The 21,019-nt window shown below is 42.2% G+C and carries 16 protein-coding genes; 13 read left to right on the top strand and 3 right to left on the bottom strand.

From position 1 onward, the window contains the following. Positions 1 to 92: 92 nt before the first annotated feature. The 3 genes from gyrA to BLR73_RS00925 all read left to right on the top strand — a co-directional run bounded on the left by gyrA (position 93) and on the right by BLR73_RS00925 (position 4,522). Positions 93 to 2,633 (top strand): DNA gyrase subunit A, encoded by a 2,541-nt coding sequence (gene gyrA / locus BLR73_RS00915; RefSeq protein WP_091858011.1) that lies wholly within the window; start codon positions 93 to 95, stop codon positions 2,631 to 2,633. Positions 2,634 to 2,702: 69 nt separating this feature from the next. Beyond that, a complete protein-coding gene (locus BLR73_RS00920) occupies positions 2,703 to 3,917 on the top strand; it encodes a tetratricopeptide repeat protein (protein ID WP_091858016.1) in 1,215 nt (404 codons plus the stop codon). A 152-nt stretch (positions 3,918 to 4,069) separates the two neighbouring features. Then, positions 4,070 to 4,522 (top strand): hypothetical protein, encoded by a 453-nt coding sequence (locus BLR73_RS00925; protein WP_091858019.1) that lies wholly within the window; start codon positions 4,070 to 4,072, stop codon positions 4,520 to 4,522. A gap of 185 nt (positions 4,523 to 4,707) precedes the next feature. Here the strand turns inward: BLR73_RS00925 and BLR73_RS00930 are convergent, their stop codons facing one another. Beyond that, on the bottom strand, positions 4,708 to 5,043 hold the full coding sequence (locus BLR73_RS00930) for a hypothetical protein (protein ID WP_091858022.1): 336 nt from the start codon (positions 5,041 to 5,043) through the stop codon (positions 4,708 to 4,710). Positions 5,044 to 5,142: 99 nt separating this feature from the next. Here BLR73_RS00930 and BLR73_RS00935 point away from each other — a divergent pair, with 99 nt between their 5' ends. From BLR73_RS00935 to BLR73_RS00945, 3 genes are read left to right on the top strand one after another with little or no spacing between them, the layout of a single operon-like run. After that, positions 5,143 to 5,715, top strand: a complete 573-nt coding sequence (locus tag BLR73_RS00935) for a DUF488 domain-containing protein (protein WP_091858025.1) — start codon at positions 5,143 to 5,145, stop codon at positions 5,713 to 5,715. Next, complete coding sequence (locus tag BLR73_RS00940; RefSeq protein WP_091858028.1) at positions 5,712 to 6,191, top strand: DUF488 domain-containing protein; 480 nt, start codon at positions 5,712 to 5,714, stop codon at positions 6,189 to 6,191. Before BLR73_RS00935 ends, BLR73_RS00940 begins: the two co-directional genes overlap by 4 nt. A gap of 42 nt (positions 6,192 to 6,233) precedes the next feature. Further along, positions 6,234 to 6,812 (top strand): dual OB domain-containing protein, encoded by a 579-nt coding sequence (locus BLR73_RS00945; RefSeq protein WP_143010852.1) that lies wholly within the window; start codon positions 6,234 to 6,236, stop codon positions 6,810 to 6,812. Between the two features lie 70 nt (positions 6,813 to 6,882). Here BLR73_RS00945 and BLR73_RS14265 read toward each other — a convergent pair whose 3' ends face one another. Both BLR73_RS14265 and BLR73_RS00950 read right to left on the bottom strand, forming a co-directional pair. Further along, positions 6,883 to 6,984: a smalltalk protein gene (locus BLR73_RS14265; protein ID WP_176763582.1), complete on the bottom strand. Its 102-nt coding sequence runs from the start codon at positions 6,982 to 6,984 to the stop codon at positions 6,883 to 6,885. 74 nt (positions 6,985 to 7,058) lie between these two features. After that, positions 7,059 to 7,625, bottom strand: coding sequence for an HU family DNA-binding protein (locus tag BLR73_RS00950; RefSeq protein WP_091858035.1), 567 nt, complete (start codon positions 7,623 to 7,625; stop codon positions 7,059 to 7,061). A gap of 408 nt (positions 7,626 to 8,033) precedes the next feature. Here BLR73_RS00950 and BLR73_RS00955 point away from each other — a divergent pair, with 408 nt between their 5' ends. From BLR73_RS00955 to BLR73_RS00980, 7 genes are all read left to right on the top strand, one after another. Then, on the top strand, positions 8,034 to 8,363 hold the full coding sequence (locus BLR73_RS00955) for a hypothetical protein (protein WP_091858037.1): 330 nt from the start codon (positions 8,034 to 8,036) through the stop codon (positions 8,361 to 8,363). 161 nt (positions 8,364 to 8,524) lie between these two features. Next, on the top strand, positions 8,525 to 8,728 hold the full coding sequence (locus tag BLR73_RS00960) for a helix-turn-helix transcriptional regulator (protein ID WP_033151079.1): 204 nt from the start codon (positions 8,525 to 8,527) through the stop codon (positions 8,726 to 8,728). Positions 8,729 to 8,953: 225 nt separating this feature from the next. Then, on the top strand, positions 8,954 to 11,545 hold the full coding sequence (locus BLR73_RS00965; RefSeq protein ID WP_233456441.1) for a helicase-related protein: 2,592 nt from the start codon (positions 8,954 to 8,956) through the stop codon (positions 11,543 to 11,545). 21 nt (positions 11,546 to 11,566) lie between these two features. Then, a complete protein-coding gene (locus BLR73_RS14500) occupies positions 11,567 to 13,408 on the top strand; it encodes a hypothetical protein (protein WP_233456440.1) in 1,842 nt (613 codons plus the stop codon). Between the two features lie 54 nt (positions 13,409 to 13,462). Beyond that, positions 13,463 to 16,510: an Eco57I restriction-modification methylase domain-containing protein gene (locus tag BLR73_RS14505; protein WP_233456439.1), complete on the top strand. Its 3,048-nt coding sequence runs from the start codon at positions 13,463 to 13,465 to the stop codon at positions 16,508 to 16,510. Between the two features lie 28 nt (positions 16,511 to 16,538). Next, positions 16,539 to 18,575 carry a DUF262 domain-containing protein gene (locus BLR73_RS00975; RefSeq protein WP_091858042.1) on the top strand — a complete coding sequence of 679 codons (2,037 nt, stop codon included), beginning with the start codon at positions 16,539 to 16,541 and terminating at the stop codon, positions 18,573 to 18,575. After that, complete coding sequence (locus BLR73_RS00980) at positions 18,568 to 20,967, top strand: DUF262 domain-containing protein (RefSeq protein WP_091858045.1); 2,400 nt, start codon at positions 18,568 to 18,570, stop codon at positions 20,965 to 20,967. Before BLR73_RS00975 ends, BLR73_RS00980 begins: the two co-directional genes overlap by 8 nt. Positions 20,968 to 21,019 lie beyond the last annotated feature (52 nt).

Below are 21,019 nucleotides of genomic sequence, written 5' to 3' on the forward strand. Positions count from 1 at the left end.
TTTGCACGGTTAAAAACGCGTCAGAGGGCTTAAAAATGCCCTTAAACGCAAAAATGGTAAAATTGTATATAGTCAAATAGTAAAATAAAAAGATGGATCAAACATTCGACAACGACAGAATTATTAAGATCAACATCGAAGAAGAGATGAAATCGAGCTATATCGATTACTCTATGTCAGTAATCGTGGCCCGTGCCCTTCCCGATGTTCGTGATGGCTTCAAGCCTGTTCATCGTCGTATCCTTTACGGTATGATGAACATTAATAACGTTTCTACCCAGCCTTATAAGAAGTGTGCCCGCGTAGTAGGTGAGGTGCTTGGTAAGTACCACCCACACGGCGACTCTTCAGTATATGGTGCCCTGGTACGTATGGCTCAGGATTGGAACATGCGTTACACCTTGGTTGATGGTCAGGGTAACTTCGGTTCGGTGGATGGCGACTCACCTGCTGCCATGCGTTACACCGAGTGCCGCCTCTCAAAGATGGGTGAGCACATTATGGACGACCTGGATAAGGAAACCGTAGATATGGCGCCTAACTTCGACGACTCGCTCGAGGAGCCAACCGTTATGCCTACCAAGATTCCTAATCTGCTGGTTAACGGTGGTAACGGTATTGCCGTAGGTATGGCTACCAATATGCCTACCCACAACCTGGGCGAGGTAATCGATGGTTGCTGCGCTTATATCGACAATCCTGATATCGATACCGAAGGCCTGATGCAGTATATCCCAGGTCCCGACTTCCCAACAGGTGCTTATATCTATGGCCTGCAGGGCGTGAAGGATGCCTACGAAACAGGTCGCGGACGTATCGTAATGCGTGCCAAGGCCGAGATTGAGAGCGGCGACACACACGATAAGATTGTGGTAACCGAGATTCCTTACGGTGTAAACAAGGCCGACCTGGTAGCTTACATTGCCGACTTGGCTAATCAGCACAAGATTGAGGGTGTAGCTAATGTTAACGATGAGTCGGGCCGTCAGGGTATGCGTATCGTTGTGGATTGCAAGCGCGATGCCAACGCCAACGTACTGCTCAACAAGCTGTTTAAGATGACAGCCCTTCAGAGCTCATTCTCAGTTAATAACATCGCTCTGGTAAAGGGTCGCCCACGCCTGCTTTCGCTCAAGGATTGTGTGAAGTATTTCGTTGAGCATCGTCACGACGTAACCATCCGTCGCACCAAGTACGATCTGCGCAAGGCTCAGGAGCGTGCCCACATCTTGGAGGGCTTGATCATCGCCGTTAACAATATCGACGAGGTTGTACATATTATTCGTAACAGTAAGACTCCAACCGACGCTCAGCGTAACTTGGAGGCCCGTTTCGAACTCGACGAGCTGCAGAGTAAGGCTATCGTCGACATGCGTCTGGCTCAGCTCACTGGTCTGCGTGTTGATCAGCTCCACCAGGAGTTCGACGACTTGCAGAAGCTGATTGCCGAGTTGCAGGAGATTCTGGATAACCCCGAGCGTTGTAAGGAGGTGATGAAGGCCGACCTGCAGGAGGTGAAGGAGAAGTATGGCGACGAGCGTCGTACCGAGATTATTCCTTTCGACCACGAGTTCAATGCCGAGGACTTCTATCCCGACGATCCAGTGGTTATCACTATCTCGCACATGGGTTACATCAAGCGCACCCCACTGTCAGAGTTCCACGAGCAGGGTCGTGGCGGTATGGGATCAAAGGCAGCCCGTCATCGCGACAACGACTTTACCGAGTATATCTATCCTGCCACGATGCACAACACGCTGCTGTTCTTCACACAGAAGGGTCGTTGCTACTGGCAGAAGTGTTACGAGATTCCTGAGGGCGATAAGAACTCAAAGGGTCGCGCTATCCAGAATATGCTGAATATCGAGCCCGACGACGCCATCAATGCCGTTCTGCGCATCAAGAACTTCAACGATACCGAGTTCCTTAACTCACACTACGTAGTATTCGCTACCAAGCAGGGTATCATCAAGAAGACCTGTCTCGAGGCTTACTCACGTCCACGTGCCAACGGTGTGATTGCCATCAACATCAACGAGGGCGACCAGGTAGTAGGCGTTCGCCTCACCAACGGTCACAACGAGCTGTTGCTGGCTAACCGTAACGGTCGTGCCGTACGTTTCGACGAGAACGATGTGCGCGTCATGGGTCGTGTATCTACCGGTGTAATCGGTATGCGTCTCGACGGTGGCGACGACGAGGTTGTAGGTATGGTTTGCGTCAACGATCCTAACACCGAGACTATCATGGTAGTTTCTGAGAACGGTTATGGTAAGCGTTCTGAGGTTGAGGATTACCGTAAGACCTCACGTGGTGCCAAGGGTGTTAAGACCCTTTCAATCACCGAGAAGACCGGTCGCCTGGTAGCCATCAAGGTGGTAACAGACGAGAACGACCTGATGATTATTAATAAGAGTGGTGTACTGATTCGCCTGAAGGTGGCCGATGTTCGTGTCATGGGCCGTGCCACACAGGGTGTTCGTCTCATCAACCTCACCAAGAAGAACGATAGCATCGCTTCGGTATGTAAGGTAATGCACTCGCAGGCCGAGGACGAGGATATCGAGGAGGCAGAGATCGACGCTGAGGCTGCTCAGGCTGCTGAGGCCCCCGAGACCGAGAATAAGGATTAAACTATCCGCTCAAGTAAACGTCAAAAAATAAATTTTAGTAACAATAAGTTCAACCAATTTTAAAAGCTTATGAAAAAATTAATCATGATGGCATGTGTGCTGGTAGCTAGCTCTACCGCATTTGCCGGCGACAGTGACGCTTTGAAGGCTATCCTCAAGGCAAAGACTTATGCAGAAGCTGAGACTCTCATCAAGAGCAGCCTTGGTTCTCTGGCTAACGATGCCGAGAAGGCAAAGGCCTACAACAAGCTTGTTGACCTTGCCCTGAACGACTTTAATGCTCAGAGCGCTATCCAGACCGAGAATCAGGTAAACAAGCAGATGGGTAAGGAAGAGAAGCCCGTTGATATGAAACTGATGAACGAGATGGCCTATGCCGCTCTCGTAGCAGGTATCGAGTGCGACAAGTTCGACCAGATGCCTAACGAGAAGGGTAAGGTAGCTCCTAAGTTTGCTGCTAAGAATGCTCAGCGCCTGTGGACTGCTCCACGTAACACTCTGGTTAACGCTGGTCAGGACGCTCTTACCGCTAAGGATAACGCCTCAGCTCGTAAGTACTGGCAGCTGTTCACCGAGAGCGACGCCGCTCCTATGTTCAAGGATTGCGACCGCGAGCAGCAGAAGCCTTTCTTCGGTCAGGTAGCCCGCTTCGCTTCAATCTTCGCTTATCAGGACAAGGATATGGCTAAGGCTCTTGAGTTGGCTGATGTAGCTATGAAGGATCCCGAGGAGTACGAGAATGCTCTCAACCTCAAGCTCGAGATTCTGGGCGACGGTCTGAAGACTAAGGACGACTCTGTTAAGTATGCTGCCAGCCTGAAGGACATCTATGCCGAGCACAAGGTCGACGGTGTAATGGAGAAGCTGTACAACACCCTGCTGGGTCTTGGTCAGACCGACGAGGCTAACAAGATCCTCGACGACGCTCTTGCCGCTAATCCTAACAACTTTGTAGCCCTCGCCGACAAGGGTCTGGCTCTGCTCCAGGCTAACAAGGCCGAGGAGGCTGTTCCTTACCTCCAGAAGGCATTCGAGGTTAAGCCCGACAACGCTATCATCGCTACCTACGCAGGTACAGGTTACAGCGTACAGGCTCAGAACATCGAGGATCCTGCTAAGAAGAAGGAGCTGTACAAGAAGGCTATCGAGCTGTTCGACAAGGCTAAGGAGCTCGACCCCGACATGCTGCAGGCTAAGTGGGGTTACAACCGCTACAATGCATACTACAACTACTATGGTGCTGACGCTCCTGAGACCAAGAAGGCCGAGGAAGAGTCACGCTAATCTGCAATCAAGTATATAAACCCAATCAGCCGAGGAAATACTCCTTGGCTGATTTCTTTTTATATATGCAATCTTTTCCAATATAATTTGGATAATAACAAATTGTGTTGTACCTTTGCAACAGAAACAATTTATAAGCAGAAAAAGAGTTTATGGAGAACGAGAAAGGTACCAGAGATTTGTTTTTAGAGACGCTCACAAATATTGGGTGTCAGTATGAGCTTGCAGACGAAGAGGGCGATGATCGCATCTTCTTTGCCTATCAGGGCGAGCATTTCTTTGTGGAAGCCCGAAACAATTTGCGTTTTATCCAGATATACGATACGCATTGGGGACATGTAGAACTATACGATGTTGAAGAGTTTGCACGATTAAAGAAAGCTATCAATGGTGCAAATCTTAACAATACCGTTACAACGGTTTATACCATCGACGAGGAGGCCAAGACCGTGGATGTGCATAGCAAATCTACCATTCTCTTCATTCCCCAGATTCCCGATATCGGCGACTATTTGCGCTTGGAGTTAAACGAGTTTTTTGGCGCCCATCGCTTTGTGGGTAACGAGATGGCTAAGCTGAGAGAACAAGAAGGTACCGAAAAATAGTAATTCAAATCTAAAGGATTATCTCGATATCCGTCTTAATAACTTCTTCTTTGCACACGATTTGGTTAATTCCGAAATGACCCTCATGGCCGAAAGAGAGAAGAAAAACCTGCCAACGCTGGATTTGACAAACATTGACGATTCTCACAACGATGCGAATTAATATCTCAAGTTTTGCTTGATAATTATGCTACAAATGGAATGGGGATGCCACAAAATTCGATAACAACATCATAGATAGCCACTTCATTGACGTTGATATCCTCGTCTACTTTGATCATCTTATCCATCATAGCTGCGAAATACTTTTTCTGTTCATCGGTAAAATTCTTAATATCGAGCAGGGCTATAAGTGATGATTTTTGACTTATTTCGTCTTTTGAAGTTTTGGGTAAATCTAGCTCTTCCAATAGTTTATAAAAGAAGTTCGTTTCTCTTATATCAATGCGCCCGTCTGCATGGATTATATCCTGCAGAACACGCATAACTGCTATTTTCTGATTGTAGTTCAAAATCTCCATAACTATTTTTTTGTGCAAAAATACATAAATTCTTCTTTATTTCTTTATACTCTTGTGTTTTTTTGCTATTTTTGCAGTTGAAAAGTAATAATTAACAAAATGAGCACGTCATTCTTGTATTCTATAGGACACAGCAATAAGACCATTGAGGAGCTTATTCGCGAATTAAGACTGTATGGCATACAGTACTTGATTGATGTACGCTCTATGCCTTATTCCAAGTATCACACGCAATTTAATAAAGAACCTTTGAAAATCGCCATCAATGAAACTGGCGACATTAAGTACGGCTATATGGGTGATGTGATTGGCGGATTACCCGAAAATAAAGAATGCTATACTGATGGTAAGGTTGACTATGGTAAAATTAGGAAGATGCCTTTTTTTATAGAGGGTTTAGATAGACTTGTAAAGGCTAACGAACAAGGTTATAAAACTTGTGTTATGTGTAGCGAAGGTGATCCTTCAATGTGTCATCGCTCAAAGCTGATAGGTGAGGCCCTAAGAGAAAAAGGTATAATACTTAACCACATTTGCCACGATCATAATGGTAAACCAATTTTAAAGAGCCAAATTGATGTAATAAATGAGGTTAATAAGGGGGCAAGTGTTATCAATCTTTTCGGCGAGTCCGTTAATCTTACTTCAAGAAAAGTATATAAAGAGGTATGAGAATCTATACTATTGGTGTATATGGCAGTACTGAAGAAGATTTCTTTGGGAAACTTACAAGGTCTAAGATCGATCTTTTCTGTGACATAAGGCAACGTAGGGGTGTTAGAGGCCGTCAGTATGCTTTCGTTAATAGTAGTTATTTGCAAAAGAAACTTTCTGGGCTAGGTATAGGCTATTTGTATGAAAAAAGATTCGCTCCAACGAGAGAGATTCGTGAAATGCAATGGGCTGAAGACAAAGTGGCGCATCAAACAAAAAAATCACGTGAGGCATTGGGATATACGTTTTGTTGTGGCTATGAGAGATTAATTTTGGATAAAGAAAATTTGGACGAGCTAATGGCTACGTTTGAAACAATGAAAGCTCAGAACATTGTGTTATTCTGTTTGGAGTCGAATCCCAATGCGTGTCACAGGTCATTATTAGCCAGTAGATTATCAGAGAAATATAACTTGGAAGTTGTTCACCTATAAATTAAAAGAGCAATGGAAGTGCTAATTGTGTCGCGAACACGAATGAAAAATGGAGTTTGTTGTGGAGGTTTGGATCTTCATAGTGGGGAATTTGTCAGATTACATGATCATTGGGGAAAGAACCTTATAGAATCGGCTCCTTTTCAAATTGGGGAAGTGTATGATATAGACTATAGGACTGCTGCAAATTGTCGCCCAGTCCCTCATGTTGAAGATAAGGAAATTCTTCCCAATTACGCGAAACTTAGGCAATTGACTAATACGGAGTTCATTACTGAAATAGATAGGTTAGTTGATGTTCCTTGTGGTGGTATTGAAAGTATTTTCGAAGGAAAACTACGTCGTTCAACCTTTGCGACCTACATTTCTCCAGAGGATATACCACAGTTCAGCGTTTGTTTCTGGCGACCTAATGCACCTCTTATCAAATCAGGATTTTTGGGTAAAACCAAATATTGGTTTGGAGGTAGTCATGCTATCAACTATGTTGGTTTTCAGGAACCAATAGAAATAATTCCCGCAGGTACACTCCTTAGAATGTCATTGGCCAATTGGTGGTCGCCTGATACCATCACAGAGAAACGTTGTTATTTGCAGTTGTCGGGGTGGTTTGTGGTATAAGTACTCTTTTGATAATAATAAAAAGGGAATCAACAGAAATGTTGTTCCCCTTTTTTAGTCACTTTTTGTTTTACACGCTCATGCAACTGGTGGCACCCAGTGCCGTCACTATCGCCGTTGCGATACTTGCAATCATCTGCACGATGAACTTTAATGTTTCCTTCTTACTCATAATCTCTTAATGTTTCATGTTTCATGTTTCATGTTTAATGGATAGGCTGGGGCCTAAGCCCCAAGCCTTACCCCTTAGTCTCCAATCGGCTCGTTATGATTTCCGCCGCCACCGGTATTGCCACCAGTGTTTCCACCGGTATTGCCACCAGTGTTTCCACCGGTATTGCCACCGCCATTGCTTGGCTCGTCGGGATCCTCAACCGTACCTGGGTCTGTCGAGGTCACACGCTTAATCTCCTTACCATCGCGGTCGTAGCAGGTAATCTGGATGGCTGTGCCTGCCAGCTCCTCCTTCAGATCCACCGCTGGGGTGAAGATGATGCGACGACTGGTTACCAGTCCGGCCTTCACCTCATCCACCTTGGCCACACTCTTGGCGCGGATACCAAATCGCATGGTACCCAAACCTGGCAGCGCAACCCAATGACCCTCAGTGGCCCAAGCCTTAATCACCTCGCCAGCAGCATCCCAGCAGGCCTGCATAATGCCTTTGCTAACTCCGCTGCGCAGGGCAGCCTCCTTAATCACCTTGTCCTGAGAGAGTGAGGTGTACAACTCCGGCATCATGATGTAGCGATAAGTGCCCTCATACTTGCCAATCTTCTGCAACTTTTCCTGTGCTTTAACTTTCAATGCCATAATTCTAATTTTGTTTTTGTGTTGTTGTTTGTAAATAAAAATGTTTAATGTTTAATCTTTAATGTTTAATGTCTCAACTCCGATGTAGATTTGCGGCCTCGCGTGGTAGATTTTCTTAGTGCACGTGGGAGAATCTTTTTCCTCGTGTGGGAGCGTCATCTCCATCTTTATCTTGACAATGCAAAGGTACGAAAATTTCGTTATACTATGAAAGATCAACTGTTAATGAATTGTTAAAATAGGTGTGTATGCTGACATGAGCACAGAGCACAGAGCACAGTTTTCTCATGAGCACCTCGAAAAATGTAAATCAAAAATATACTTTATATATAATATATATATTATATATAAAGTAATTAATAATAGTAGTAATCATCCTCATAATTGTACCCTCTCCACAAATAAACTGTGCTCTGTGCTCTGTGCGCTTCAGATTTAGATGATACCGAAGAAGTAGACATATTAAAACAATCTATAAATAAGGCAAATACAGAGAGTGACATAACAACTGTGTATTTCACTGACGAGAAAAGTCATGCCATAGGGGCATATTGTTCTACCAACATCCTCTATCGCCCAATGATTCTTGATATGAAGAAATATCTTGAAATCAGGCTTAGCAATTTCTTCCTGGTTCATGATATTATTCATGCAGAGATGGTCCTTCTAAAAAAACAGGCCTCACAGCAAAAACAGGCGATAATGGATATGGACCCAGATAAATTACCAGTTTGCTAGTCATTTATTTGTGGCAAATAAAGCAAAATTCGACATAAAAATGAAAATAATGCCATAAAAACGTTTTTTTTCATCAGTTTTTGGTGAAAAAGTTTCGTTTCGTGCTTCTTTTTTATTATCTTTGCCACAAATAATTAATAAAGCGAACCAAGAGCTATCTTATGGATAAAGACATTAATCGGATTAAAGTTGTGTTGGTTGAAAAGAAGAGAACCAACAAGTGGTTAGCTGAGCAGTTGGGAAAGGATCCTGCAACTGTTTCAAAGTGGTGTACCAATAGCAGTCAACCAACCCTTGAAACATTAATCAAGATTGCTCAGTTATTAGATGTTGAACTGAGTTCGTTGGTGCATGTCAATAGATAGTTGTGGTTTTAGTGTTGTATTTTTATGAATGTAAGTTACGCAGCTGGACAAAGAATTACTGTTCGTGGTGAGGATTTTCTCATCACTAACGTTGAACGAGATATAAATGATGTTTATCTTTTACATGCTACAGGTATAAGTGAATTGGTGAAGAATCATCATTTCATTTTTGATACAAGTATTGATACTGACATTGAGATTGTCAGCCCTTCCAACACTCTGCTTGTGGCAGATAAGGATCCGCGATGGCGTAAGACACGCCTTCTTATTGAAACGGCAATAAGAAGTAATGCCTTCTTCTCCCATAAGATAACTGTGGCTCAAGGTGGTGCATATGATATTGCTGATTATCAGATGGAGCCTACTTTGAAGGCACTTGAACTACCTCGCCCTCGTTTGCTTATTGCAGATGGCGTAGGTCTTGGTAAGACTATCGAGGTTGGCATTTTCCTGAGCGAGATGATACGTCGAGGTCGTGGAAAACGTATTCTTGTTTGTGCTTTGAAGAGTATTCTTGCCCAGTTCCAGGAAGAAATCTGGAATCGTTTTGCCATTCCTCTTGTACGTCTTGATAGTGTTGGTGTTGCCAAGATTCAGAGTGAGATTCCTATGAACAAGAATCCCTTTGACTATTATGACAAGACCATCATATCTATAGATACGCTGAAGAATAACGGTCGTTTCCGTGCTTGGCTCGAAAAGACTCATTGGGACATTATTGTTATAGATGAGTGCCATAAAGTTGCTAACGAAGATAGCCTACGTGGCGATTTGGCCCAGTTCCTTGCCCAGAAGTGCGACTCGATGATTCTCACTTCAGCAACTCCTCACAATGGAAATGCAGAGTCATTCGCAAATCTTATGCGAATGCTTGATCCTATTTCTATTCCCCGTAATGGCGAATATACCCAGGAGGATGTAAAGCCTTATTATGTGCGCAGATTTAAGAAGGACATTGAGGATGAGAGGATTCGTGGACAGTTCCAAGACCGTAAGGTTATTAGTATTCCTGTCGATCTCCATCCTGAGGAAGAGAAGTTCTTAAAGGTGCAGCATACCAAATTCCGTTCTGTTAATAATGAAGATGGTACAGACCCACTGTATTCTTTATCACTTTTCAAGAGCTACCTTTCTTCACCATACGCAGCAAAGGCATCTCTGGAGGAGCGAATTAAAAAGGATGATAGCGTAGAGATTAAGGAATTGCTTGATTTGGTGAACAGCAATATCAATCTTGGTATTGACACACGCTATGTCGCTTTCAGTGAGAAGCTTAAAGAGATATGGAAGAAGAATTCCAAAGAGCGTGTTGTTATTTTCACAGAGCGAATAGCAACCATGAAGTTTCTTGAAGAGAATATTAAGAAGGAGTTCGGACTTAATGACGACCAGGTTAAACGTTTCGATGGCTCGCTTACTGATACTGAGCAGGAAGAGATGGTTAACGATTTCGCTAAGGAAGATAGTAAGATACGTGTATTCATTTCCAGCGATTCCGGTTCTCAGGGTGTAAACCTGCATTACTTCTGCCACATCATGTTCAACTATGATATCCCTTGGAGTCTTATCACCCTTGAACAGCGAAATGGTCGAATCGACAGATATGGACAGAAGCAAACGCCTATTATTTACTATCTAGTTGCACAGGGCCAGGATGCTGACCTGCGTACAGATTTCCGCATTATTGATAAGCTGCGCGATAAGGAACAAGAGGTTCACGACACACTTGGCGATGCCATGAGTGTTATGGAGCTTTATAGTAGTAAGAAGGAGGAAGATGAAGTTGCAGAGGCCTTGAAAAAAGGTGATGAAGATTTCCTGCAGCCAACTCGTCGCCATCGTGGAGGATTCCGTCGTCCTGATATTGTGGCAACAACTCCCGCAAAAGAACATCTTTCGGATAAGATATTTGAGCCAAAGCTTTCTTTGTATCAGACTGACGAGTCATTCTATCGTGACCTGTTCAATGAGTTGGAAGCTATTGGTTCTATCCATCATGGTGATGTAAGTTGGAAAGAGGGTGACGTGCCATATGTAGAGGTGAAAAACAATGCAGAACTGAGCGATGTATTGTTCGACATGCCTCGCGAAGCCGTACCATCTGACAATATTTTCCGTCTGTGTGCAGATAAGCCTACATTGAATAAGTCTATTGCAGCATCTCGAAAGAGCAAAGATGGAGGTTGGAGTAAGTTCTTACCTTTATATGATCTTCATCCCATCATTCAATATCTGCTAACTAAGTTTACGGCTTCTGTGCCTAAGAACCAGGCATTCGTAGTTAAGGGCGAGCATTTGCCTGTGGGTATGAGCTACTATTTGTTCTATGGAAGTCATGCAAATGGGTTAGGGCAGACGCTTGTTAGCAAGTTCTTTGTAGTTCCTATAGATAAGGAGGGAGCCATCCGTGAGCAACCTGCTTCTCTTGATGAGTTCCTGAATAAGTACCATATCACAGAAGGTTATTTGCAAGGTGTCCAAGAGTCTGATATTGAATTGTTGCAGCAAAACCTTCCAAGTGCAATTTCGAATGGTATCGAAATGTATATGATGCAAAAGCAGTTCGATGTTGCTGTAAAAATGGAAGCCCAGCTCACCGAATATAAGAGTAAACTCAACAAATGGGCTAATGAAGCAGAAAACCAATTATCTCTTTTCGGAGACGAAGGTGTAGTTGTAACTCGTCGCAATCGTGATAAACAGATTGAAGAGATTCATACCATCCGCGACGAGTCGGGCCAGTTCTATCAGGATATGTTCTCACTTGATAAGGCAGATCCATATATGCGCCTACTGGCAGTTTTTTATAATTTCTAACAGATAAATATAAGCAATTTTATGGCTGACAATATAAAATATCGTTTCATACAAAACGTAGGTGACTATTTCCCCTCGGGTTATTTTGGTGAGGATTTTTTGGATAAAGTACAAAAGTGCGCAGGCCTGTCAAATGATGAGGTCAAAGCCCTTTGTTCTCCATTTGTTCGACTCCAGCATGACTACGATGAGTATAAGAACTTTATCATCAATAATAATCCCCGAATAGAGGATGCCATCAAAAAGACCCATGACTTCAATACTCAACTATTGAAGATACTTGGTTATGAAACTGACCATGCTTACCAAGAGCATTGTGTAGTAACTGAAGATTCTGATCCTATTGAGATGATTCCTGTACGCCATATTCTTCGCCAAGGTCGGCAGGTGAAGATGTTTGTAATGGAAATGCAGAATCTGATAGCCTTAAATGATCAAGAACCTGCAGGTCTTTTTGAACAGCAGTATGAGAGTGAGCCAGATAGATATACCAAGCAGCAGAAGTATTCTGCTCGTCAGTGGCGATATGTTTTTGATATTCCTGATGGATATAAGATATCTCCAGCCATTATAAATAAGGCAATTACCCAGATTTTCCTACTGCCAGAGGAGCGTCGCCCACACTTCATTCTGATGATGGCAGGTAATGTGGTATTCCTTTTCGATAAAGATAAATGGGCAAAGGGTAGCTACCTGCAATTTTCTCTCGATGAACTGTTTGCGCAGGCTCGTATTCCTGCCTTCAAGAATTACTATGCTCTTTTCCACATGCTTGTCAGCAAGCAGACACTGGCTGCAGATGGAGAGATGGTGCTTATGGACACCATTATAGAGGAGAGCTACAAGAATGCCTACGAGGTTACCAAGGATTTGAAGGAAGGTGTAATCTTTGCTGTTGAAACATTAGCAAACGAGGCATTGTATTGGTGGAAGCAAAACAATAGTGTTCCTGTTAGCGACTATACTGATGATTCGTTTGAGGCTGAGGTAAAGGATGATTGCCTTACCATTATATACCGTTTGCTTTTCCTCTTCTATGCCGAGAGCCGTGAGGAACTTGAAATACTTCCAATTGGTGATGAGGTATATAAGCATGGCTACTCTCTTGAATCACTTCGCGATTTGGAGATGGTTCGCCTGAACTCACAGGAAAGCCGCGACGGATTCTTCTTCGACGATAGTATTCGACATCTGTTCAATTTGTTGTCAGATGGCCACAATGCAACCTTATCTGGATACTATAAGAGCTTCCGTGTTCGTCCCATCGATTCTCCATTGTTTAATAACAAAAATCTAAAGCATTTAGCTGACGTACGTATACGAAATATTAAATGGCAGGAGATTATCAAAGCCTTGTCGCTTTCAAAAAAGAAAAATTACTGCGGACGTATCAGCTATGCCAACCTTGGCGTTAACCAGTTGGGTAGTGTTTACGAGAGCCTGCTTGCTTATCGTGGATTCTATGCCGAAGAAGACTATATTGAGGTTCATAAAGCCAATGATCCACAAGATGGAACATTCTTGGTTCCATATAGCCGCATGGGCGATTTTGATATTTCGGAGGTGTTATGTAATCAGGAAACTGGTGAACCCATCATTCTTCCTGAGGGAACATTTGTATATCGTCTGAATGGTCGTGATCGCCAGAAGTCTGCCAGCTACTATACGCCAGAAGTTCTTACTCGTAGTACAGTAAAGTACACGTTGAAAGCTATCATCGATGAGGTGAAAGCCAACAAACGTAATGCGACAGAACTCCTTGATTTAAAAATACTGGAGCCAGCCATGGGTGCTGCAGCTTTCCAGAATGAGGTAATCAACCAGCTTGCAGATGCCTATCTTACCCACCAACAGCGCCAGTAGCGTGAGCGAGGATTAAAGAATTGGCGTATACAACCAGATAAGTATCGTGACGAATTGCAAAAGGTTAAAGCATTTATAGCCACACATAATGTTTATGGTGTTGACTTGAATCCTACCGCTATTGAGCTTGGAAAGTTGTCGCTTTGGCTCAACGTTATCCATAAAGATCTGGAAACTCCATTCTTCGCTAATCGTCTGGCTGTAGGAAATGCAGTTATTGGCGCTTGGCTAAAAGTGTATAGCAAGGATGATGTGAAAGGTATTGCCGAAAGGCAGAGCCGCTCATTGAAGCCAAACAAATGGTGGGAGAAAGCCCCTCATAAGGTAAAGTTCTTCAGCAATCGTGTAAATCGTTCTGTTAATGATGTCTATCATTTCCTTCTACCTGATGCCAATATGCTTGGTGTGCGAAGCATCAGAGAACAGAAACAGGCTCATCCCAATGAGTTTGCTCGCATGACACTTATCCTTAAGGATTGGACGAAACCCATTACCGAATATGATTTCCAGACACTCCAGCGATTGTCTTTGAAAATTGATGTATTGCTCAAAGAGTATTATACTGATCAGATTTCAATCGATAAATATACAAACAATCGAAAAGAAATATGGGATGGTATAGACCATTCTGATACAGAATCAATGTTTAAGGAAGAAGAGCAGGCAGAATCTTATGCAAGAAAACTGCAACTTTTCGATACGCGTTATCGACGTGACAATGCTTATCGCAAACTGAAACTAGCGATGGACTATTGGTGTGCATTGTGGTTCTGGGAGTATGATGATGCCAGCGACCTGCCTACTCGTGAGGAGTATTGGGCAGACATAGAGGCTTTACTTGATGTTGATAACGACAAACTTGACGATCGTACTCGACAGGCATTAGAGCATGCTGGTTCTCGTATGGTTGCTGAGGATGCTCCCGAGTACGGTACACGTATGACAGAGGACGAATCTGAGATTGTTACGAAAACTCAGGAAGAGTTGCTAACAGAATCTCATGGATTATCAACTCTTTTTGCCAATGAGGATCCTTTGCGATTGCAAATTGCTGATCGTCTTGCTAAACGCTATCGTTTCTTCCATCCAATGTTGGAATTTATAGAGGTGTTCTGGCTGCGTGATGGTTTCGACATTATCTGTGGAAATCCACCTTGGATAAAGTTGGAGTTTAATGAAAAGGACGTTATTTCCGATAAATATCCAGAAGTAGCTATTCGTAATGTGAGTTCACCAGTAATACGCCAGCGTATTGAGGATTTCCTAACGAATCCTGTAATGGAGAAATTGTATATAAGCGAGCAAAATGAGCAATGTTGTAGTACAACATTTCTTAATGCAACATGTAATTATCCTCTTCTTGAGGGACAAAAAACAAATCTCTATAAATGTATACTATCAAATTGTATCGAAATGGCTTCACCATCGATGGGTTATGTAGGATTGCTATGCCCAGAGGGGATATATGATGACCCTAAGGGACAGCCATTACGTCGTGTATTATATAAAAGATTAAGATATCATTTCCAGTATGTAAATGCTCTTCTTCTTTTTGCAGAAATAGATTGGCACACTAAATATGGTTGTCACATTATTGGTAGTTTACAAGATTCAGCCAATTTTATTAATATATATAATTTGTACCATCCAAGTACGATTGACGGATGCCTAACGCATGACGGGCATGGAATTTGTGGTGGAATTAAAGACGAGAATGGCAAATGGAACACCAAACCACATCGAGATAGAATAGTTCATTTCACAGATAAAGAAATAGCACTTTTGTCAAACACCTTTGAAGATGGCACTACTACAGATTGCGCAAAACTAATAAGTTTGCACTCACAATTAATTATAAATGTTATCGAAAAAATCTCAGAGTATCCTTCTCACGTTAAAGATGTTCTGAATATTGTAACTACATGTTTCGATGAAAGTGGTGCTCAACGTGATGGTATAACAAAGAGGCAAACATGCTTTACAGAAAATGACCAATATAGTTTCATATATAGTGGACCTCATTTTCATGTGTCAAATCCTGTGTACCAGACTCCTCAAATGGTTTGTGAGACAAATAGATCGTACGACAGTGTCGATTTAAAACAAATATCAGAAAGCTATGTACCCAGAACTAATTATATCCCATTAATTCCCATTGACCGCTATAAAACGCTTATTAAAGGTTTCATTGCAGGTCAAGATTCCGATGGTCAACCTCTGTATGAGAGTTGGATGGATTATTATAAAATTGGTTTCCGTGCCATGTTAAGTATAGAAGGCGAACGATCGTTGATATGTGCGGTTTTGCGTAGCAAAACCGCACATATCAACGGTGTTATCTCCGCTGCTTTCCGCAGTGGAGATAACACCGTGGATATGGCTGGCCTTTGTTCCTCAATCGTAATGGACTTCTATGTTAAGATTATTGCGATGCAAAACTTGAACCCAAGAAGACTACAATTTTTCCCTGTTGGTATCTCAAAACGATATCAATCAGCTCTTTACTCACGAACTCTTTTACTTAACTGTTTGACAAAACACTATTCTAATCTCTGGAGTGAAGTTTGGCGTGAAGATTTCTGTAATCAGACATGGAGCATAGGTGACCCTCGCTTGAAACCCTTCAATACGCTTCAAAGAGAGTGGTCTTGGAACATTCCACTGCGTAATTACTTTGAACGCCGTCAGGCTTTGGTTGAGATTGATGTTATAGTTGCTATGGCTCTCGGATTGAGTCTTCAGGATTTGGAGATGATTTATACCATCCAGTTCCCCGTACTACAGCAGAACGAGAACGATACATGGTATGATGCCGAGGGCAATATTGTCTTCACATGTTCGAAAGGACTTACAGGTGTAGGACTCGATCGTAAGCGCAACACCAAGACTGGTATGCTAGGATGGGAGGATATTCGTGGTGAACAGATAGATGAAAATACATATGCAGGAACTGCGCCCACTCATACTCACACCATTGACCCGGCAAAGAGCGAACTCTACGGAGGTCAGCAACAAACCTTCGTAGCTCCCTATACCCGTTGTGATCGTATTGCTGACTACCGTATCGCCTGGGCACATTTCGAAAAAGTATTTAACAAATAGAAGATAGTTACCCCTTGACATAAAAAGAATGGAACAAAATAATATAATAAACGAGTTAAGTTTGAAGGCCATACCCGATTTATTTGGCAAAAATTTCTTTATACCAGACTATCAAAGAGGTTATCGCTGGGGTACACGACAGGTGGAACAACTTATGAATGACCTTTGCTACTTCTTTGATGATAGGGGAAAAGGGGATTTCTATTGTCTCCAACCAATAGTAGTAAAAGAACTCGACGAAGATGAAAAGGTCACTTATAATCTCCATTCTGATACAGACGAAAACCGTTGGTATGAGGTTATTGATGGTCAGCAGCGTCTCACTACAATACGCATAATCCTTGCGTTGTTTAAGAACATCCAAGGGCGCTTCAAATATAAGTTTACCATAAAGTATAAGACTCGTCCTACACTTGATGACATATTTGACAAATTCATCTATGACTATGACGAGGACGAATATGGCATCACCGTAGAGAACGAACAAAGTCTTGATATAGATAGCTGGCACATTCTTCAAGCTGCTAAGTGTGTCTTGGCATGGTTGAAAGAAAATGAGGCGCAAGGAGTAGGACTTGACTACTTCACAGGTATCTTCTTACAATATTTCACCCAACAAAAAGGTTTAGTGGGTAAGAAGTCTGTTCAGGTGATATGGTATGAATTGCGTGATAATAGTGATCCAAACTCTACTTTCAAGCGTCTAAACGACAAAAAAGTGGCTCTCAATAACGCCGAACTTATCCGCGCCATGTTCCTCTCTGACTCTGCGGAATATGAGTGCGACGAGTCTTTAATAGACGGTTATCCTGAAGAGGTGCAGGGCATCGTCAAAGAAAGAGAACAAGCCCGCAAGCAATCTCACATTGTAGAACAATGGGACATTATAGAAAAGCAACTGCGTCAGTCAAACTTCTGGGCATTTGTCAAGGATGACGCATCAGACGAAGGCTATAGTTGCCGTATTGAGTATCTGTTTGACCTTATCTCTCAAAAGAGCAAGAAGGAAAAAGATGAACTCTATACCTATCTGCGATTTGACGATATGGTTACGAAACACAAAGACGTTAAAGGCCTGTGGGATTTGTGGGTTAAGGTGGAAAGCAACTTTGATACTTTGTTGTCATGGTATCAGAAACGCGACTACTACCATAAAATTGGCTATCTTATAGCTGAGAAGGGATCTAGCATACTCCACGACCTGCTCGATATGTCAACGAAGCAGACGAAGACACGTTTTGACAAAAACATCAATTGGCTCATCAAAACCAATATGATGTTAAACGTGAAAGATAATATTTACACATACAGTTACGATGACGACAAACAGAAATCAGCACTAAACCGTATTCTTTTCTTCTATAACGTGGAGTCCACGCGTTTAGCGACCACACAAGACAACTTCCCATTTGAGTTGTACAAGAAAGAGAAATGGACTTTGGAACACATTCATGCTCAGAACTCCGAGCGCATAGATCGTACCGATAAGGCGAAGTGGGAAGAGTGGATAGATTTGAATACAGAAGCTCTTGAACGTCTCAAAACAAGATTTGGAGAGGGGAACCTATACGACCCACGTTCTATTATCCAGATATTGGGAGAGAACAAGAAGAAAGTAAGAAGCAATACTTACGTGTTCGACACTTTTACAAGGTGCTTCGACAGCGTGAACGACTATTACAACAAGATGGCATTAGCTGAAGGTGGCTCTCCTGAGATACATACCATATCAAACATGGCATTACTGAGTGGAAGCGTCAATACGTCAATCAGCAACTCTGTGTTTGAGGTTAAGCGTCAACTCATTATGGAGAAAGATGCAGGTGGAGAGTATATTCCATATTGCACACGTCTTGTGTTCTTGAAGTACTACAACAAGGATAAGGAAGATTTCAGTGTTCAGCAGTCTTTCTACTGGAGTGAAATTGACAGACAAAATTACCAGGCAAACATCGAAGAAGTTCTAAAAGATGTCTTATCTGCAAAAGAACCAGAGGAAGAGGATAAGAAAGCGATGGAGAAAGTAGAAAATGCAGCAAAAGAAAAGGAGGTAACAAATGGCTAACGATAATATAGGACAATTGAAAACATTCCGTCAGTTACTTAACGAGGAGAAGAGCATAATAATTCCGAAGGTACAGCGCGACTACGCCTACGGCAGACAAGAAGAAAAGGTACAGGAAGTACTTGACGGTATGCTCATCAGCATCATAGAAGCAATTAGAGATGATTCCAACAATATCCTTGACTTTGTCTATGGCGGGACCTATGTCCATAAAAGCGACAAGAAGGCTGGCCTTATACCTCTTGATGGCCAGCAACGACTCACAACTCTTTTCTTGCTTCATTTCTATGCTTCTTTACTTGGTGATGAGGAGGGAAATCCTATTGACCAGAAAGAGGTAGAGATACTGACAAAGTTCAGGTATGAAACTCGCCAGTCTGCAACAGAGTTCTGTACAAACCTTATTAGAAACATACGTCCTAACCTAACCAAGAACTACAAGCCCGAGAATAATAACATCAAGGATCTTATCGTTGACGATGCATTATACCTGAGCACATATGATAGTGACCCAACTATCATGTCTATGCTCAACGTTCTAGATAAAATAGAGAAGAAATGTGCTGAACTTGGTGCATTATCTCTTAAACCATGTTTGTGGAAACGTCTCATGGAGAGGCGTAACATTGAGTTCTATAAGTTGTCACTTGACAACTTTGGACTTACGGATGATCTCTTCATCAAAATGAATGCCCGCGGTAAAAAGCTTACTACGTTTGAGATATTCAAATCCGACATGATTGCTGCTATTAAGAAGGTCGATGAGAAATTAAAGGATGATTTCTCAAAAGACATGGACACAAAATGGATTGACATAGTTTGGGATTATACTGATAAGACTGTTAACGATAAACGCCAACCGTTGGATATCACAAATGATGCAGACACGAAATATTCCATGCTGTTTCATAACATTTTCCGTGTTGAGTACTATCGTCGTGCTCTTGGTGATAGTGGTTTGGGAGAGCAGAACATCAACAGCATATTCAAAGACACAGAAGGCATTACCAGTGTTATAGATATGTTTGAAACCCTTTATTCTATACACAAGAATATTGGATTCAATGACCTTTGGTATAAATTTTTCTACTTTAGCGAGAATACCGTAGGAGACGATAATTTGATAAGACTTTTTTGGAAGCAGAAACATAGTTCTGTTTTCGAACTTGCCATGCTGGGAGAACTGTCTGTACCTGAAGTGGTATATTTTTACTCGATGTATTTACTATACAAGAAGGGCACTGATGAGGACTCCATGAAGCGTTGTCTTAGAATAATCCGTAACCTTATGACTGCTAATGTTCGGGCCGTCGATGCCCGTACTGACAAACTTGCAAGTTTCCTTGTAGAGGTGAAGTATGTTGTTGATCACAATGGTATAGACACATACTATGATAAGGAGGTGGGATTGAATATCGACGGCAATGTACACAAACTCGGCTTCATACAAAACGTATGGAATGAGGAGTTTGCTAAGCAAAACTACCTCTATCCGGAAGATTATAAGAAGCTTCTTAGGTATGAGAATCACCAGATACTTCAGTGCTCATTGTCTCTGTTTATGGACTATTGTATGGAAATAGAAGGCTTGGAGGGAATGAGGCCTGTTGCGCCACTTGACACGACAAAACTCTTTAAACTTCTTAAGAAGTTTGAAACGATCTACTCTAACGACTATCTTAACTATTTCCATCAGATACGTACTGCATTGCTTGACAATGACATTGAATACATGCAGTATGACGCTTACATGGACAAGAACGACAAACGCCGTTACTTTATAACCAAGACAACGGAACTGAGTGATTTCTATATCAAATATGCACAAAGGCATAATCAAGATAGCATATTGAAAATCTTGGAGAAGATGCCACTCCCATCAGAATTCTTGGCACCAGGTGAGTTGTGCAAGCAATTTGATATAAGAGATTGGAAATACTATATAGCAAAATATCCGGAGCAGTCCACTCATCAATGGACTCGCTACGGAATAGGTGTTTGGGATGACTTTTCTAAATATCCTCTCGACCTTATTCTTCTTAACAGTTCTCAGCACAGCGATGGTAATCTTGAATGGATGATGATGACATTCCTATTGAAGAATGTACTTGCGAACGATGAAAAGTATTACCTTGATGAGCATGGTTGTCATCCTATATCAATAAAGAAATGTGCTGCTGCCATACAATTCAAGCACGGCAAGTGGCTAATAGAATGCAGCAAAGATTTACTTCCGACTATTACGACGAAGTATCCAAATCTTATCGTTGAGAAGACTGAAGATGAGAAGATTACAGTAGACTTTGGTGATAGCAATTATGGCTTAGACTATATTGAACTTGGTCAGAAACTTGTAGAGTTGTTAGAAGAATCCCATTACAATATCTGCTGAATAAGGATTATTATACCGCTTGGGCACATTTTGAAAAGATATTTAACGAATA

Origin of the sequence: Prevotella sp. khp1 (assembly GCF_900102205.1) — a bacterium.
Classification (GTDB): Bacteria; Bacteroidota; Bacteroidia; order Bacteroidales; family Bacteroidaceae; genus Prevotella; species Prevotella ruminicola.

Excerpts from the sequence above, each read along its gene's own strand:
- BLR73_RS00920 (WP_091858016.1), top strand. The coding sequence starts at position 2,703 with ATGAAAAAATTAATCATGATGGCATGTGTGCTGGTAGCTAGCTCTACC.
- BLR73_RS00980 (WP_091858045.1), top strand. The coding sequence starts at position 18,568 with ATGGCTAACGATAATATAGGACAATTGAAAACATTCCGTCAGTTACTT.
- BLR73_RS00950 (WP_091858035.1), bottom strand. The coding sequence starts at position 7,625 with ATGGCATTGAAAGTTAAAGCACAGGAAAAGTTGCAGAAGATTGGCAAG.
- BLR73_RS00975 (WP_091858042.1), top strand. The coding sequence starts at position 16,539 with ATGGAACAAAATAATATAATAAACGAGTTAAGTTTGAAGGCCATACCC.
- BLR73_RS14500 (WP_233456440.1), top strand. The coding sequence starts at position 11,567 with ATGGCTGACAATATAAAATATCGTTTCATACAAAACGTAGGTGACTAT.
- BLR73_RS00935 (WP_091858025.1), top strand. The coding sequence starts at position 5,143 with ATGAGCACGTCATTCTTGTATTCTATAGGACACAGCAATAAGACCATT.
- BLR73_RS00930 (WP_091858022.1), bottom strand. The coding sequence starts at position 5,043 with ATGGAGATTTTGAACTACAATCAGAAAATAGCAGTTATGCGTGTTCTG.
- BLR73_RS00925 (WP_091858019.1), top strand. The coding sequence starts at position 4,070 with ATGGAGAACGAGAAAGGTACCAGAGATTTGTTTTTAGAGACGCTCACA.
- BLR73_RS00945 (WP_143010852.1), top strand. The coding sequence starts at position 6,234 with ATGAAAAATGGAGTTTGTTGTGGAGGTTTGGATCTTCATAGTGGGGAA.
- BLR73_RS14265 (WP_176763582.1), bottom strand. The coding sequence starts at position 6,984 with ATGAGTAAGAAGGAAACATTAAAGTTCATCGTGCAGATGATTGCAAGT.
- BLR73_RS00940 (WP_091858028.1), top strand. The coding sequence starts at position 5,712 with ATGAGAATCTATACTATTGGTGTATATGGCAGTACTGAAGAAGATTTC.
- BLR73_RS00960 (WP_033151079.1), top strand. The coding sequence starts at position 8,525 with ATGGATAAAGACATTAATCGGATTAAAGTTGTGTTGGTTGAAAAGAAG.
- gyrA (WP_091858011.1), top strand. The coding sequence starts at position 93 with ATGGATCAAACATTCGACAACGACAGAATTATTAAGATCAACATCGAA.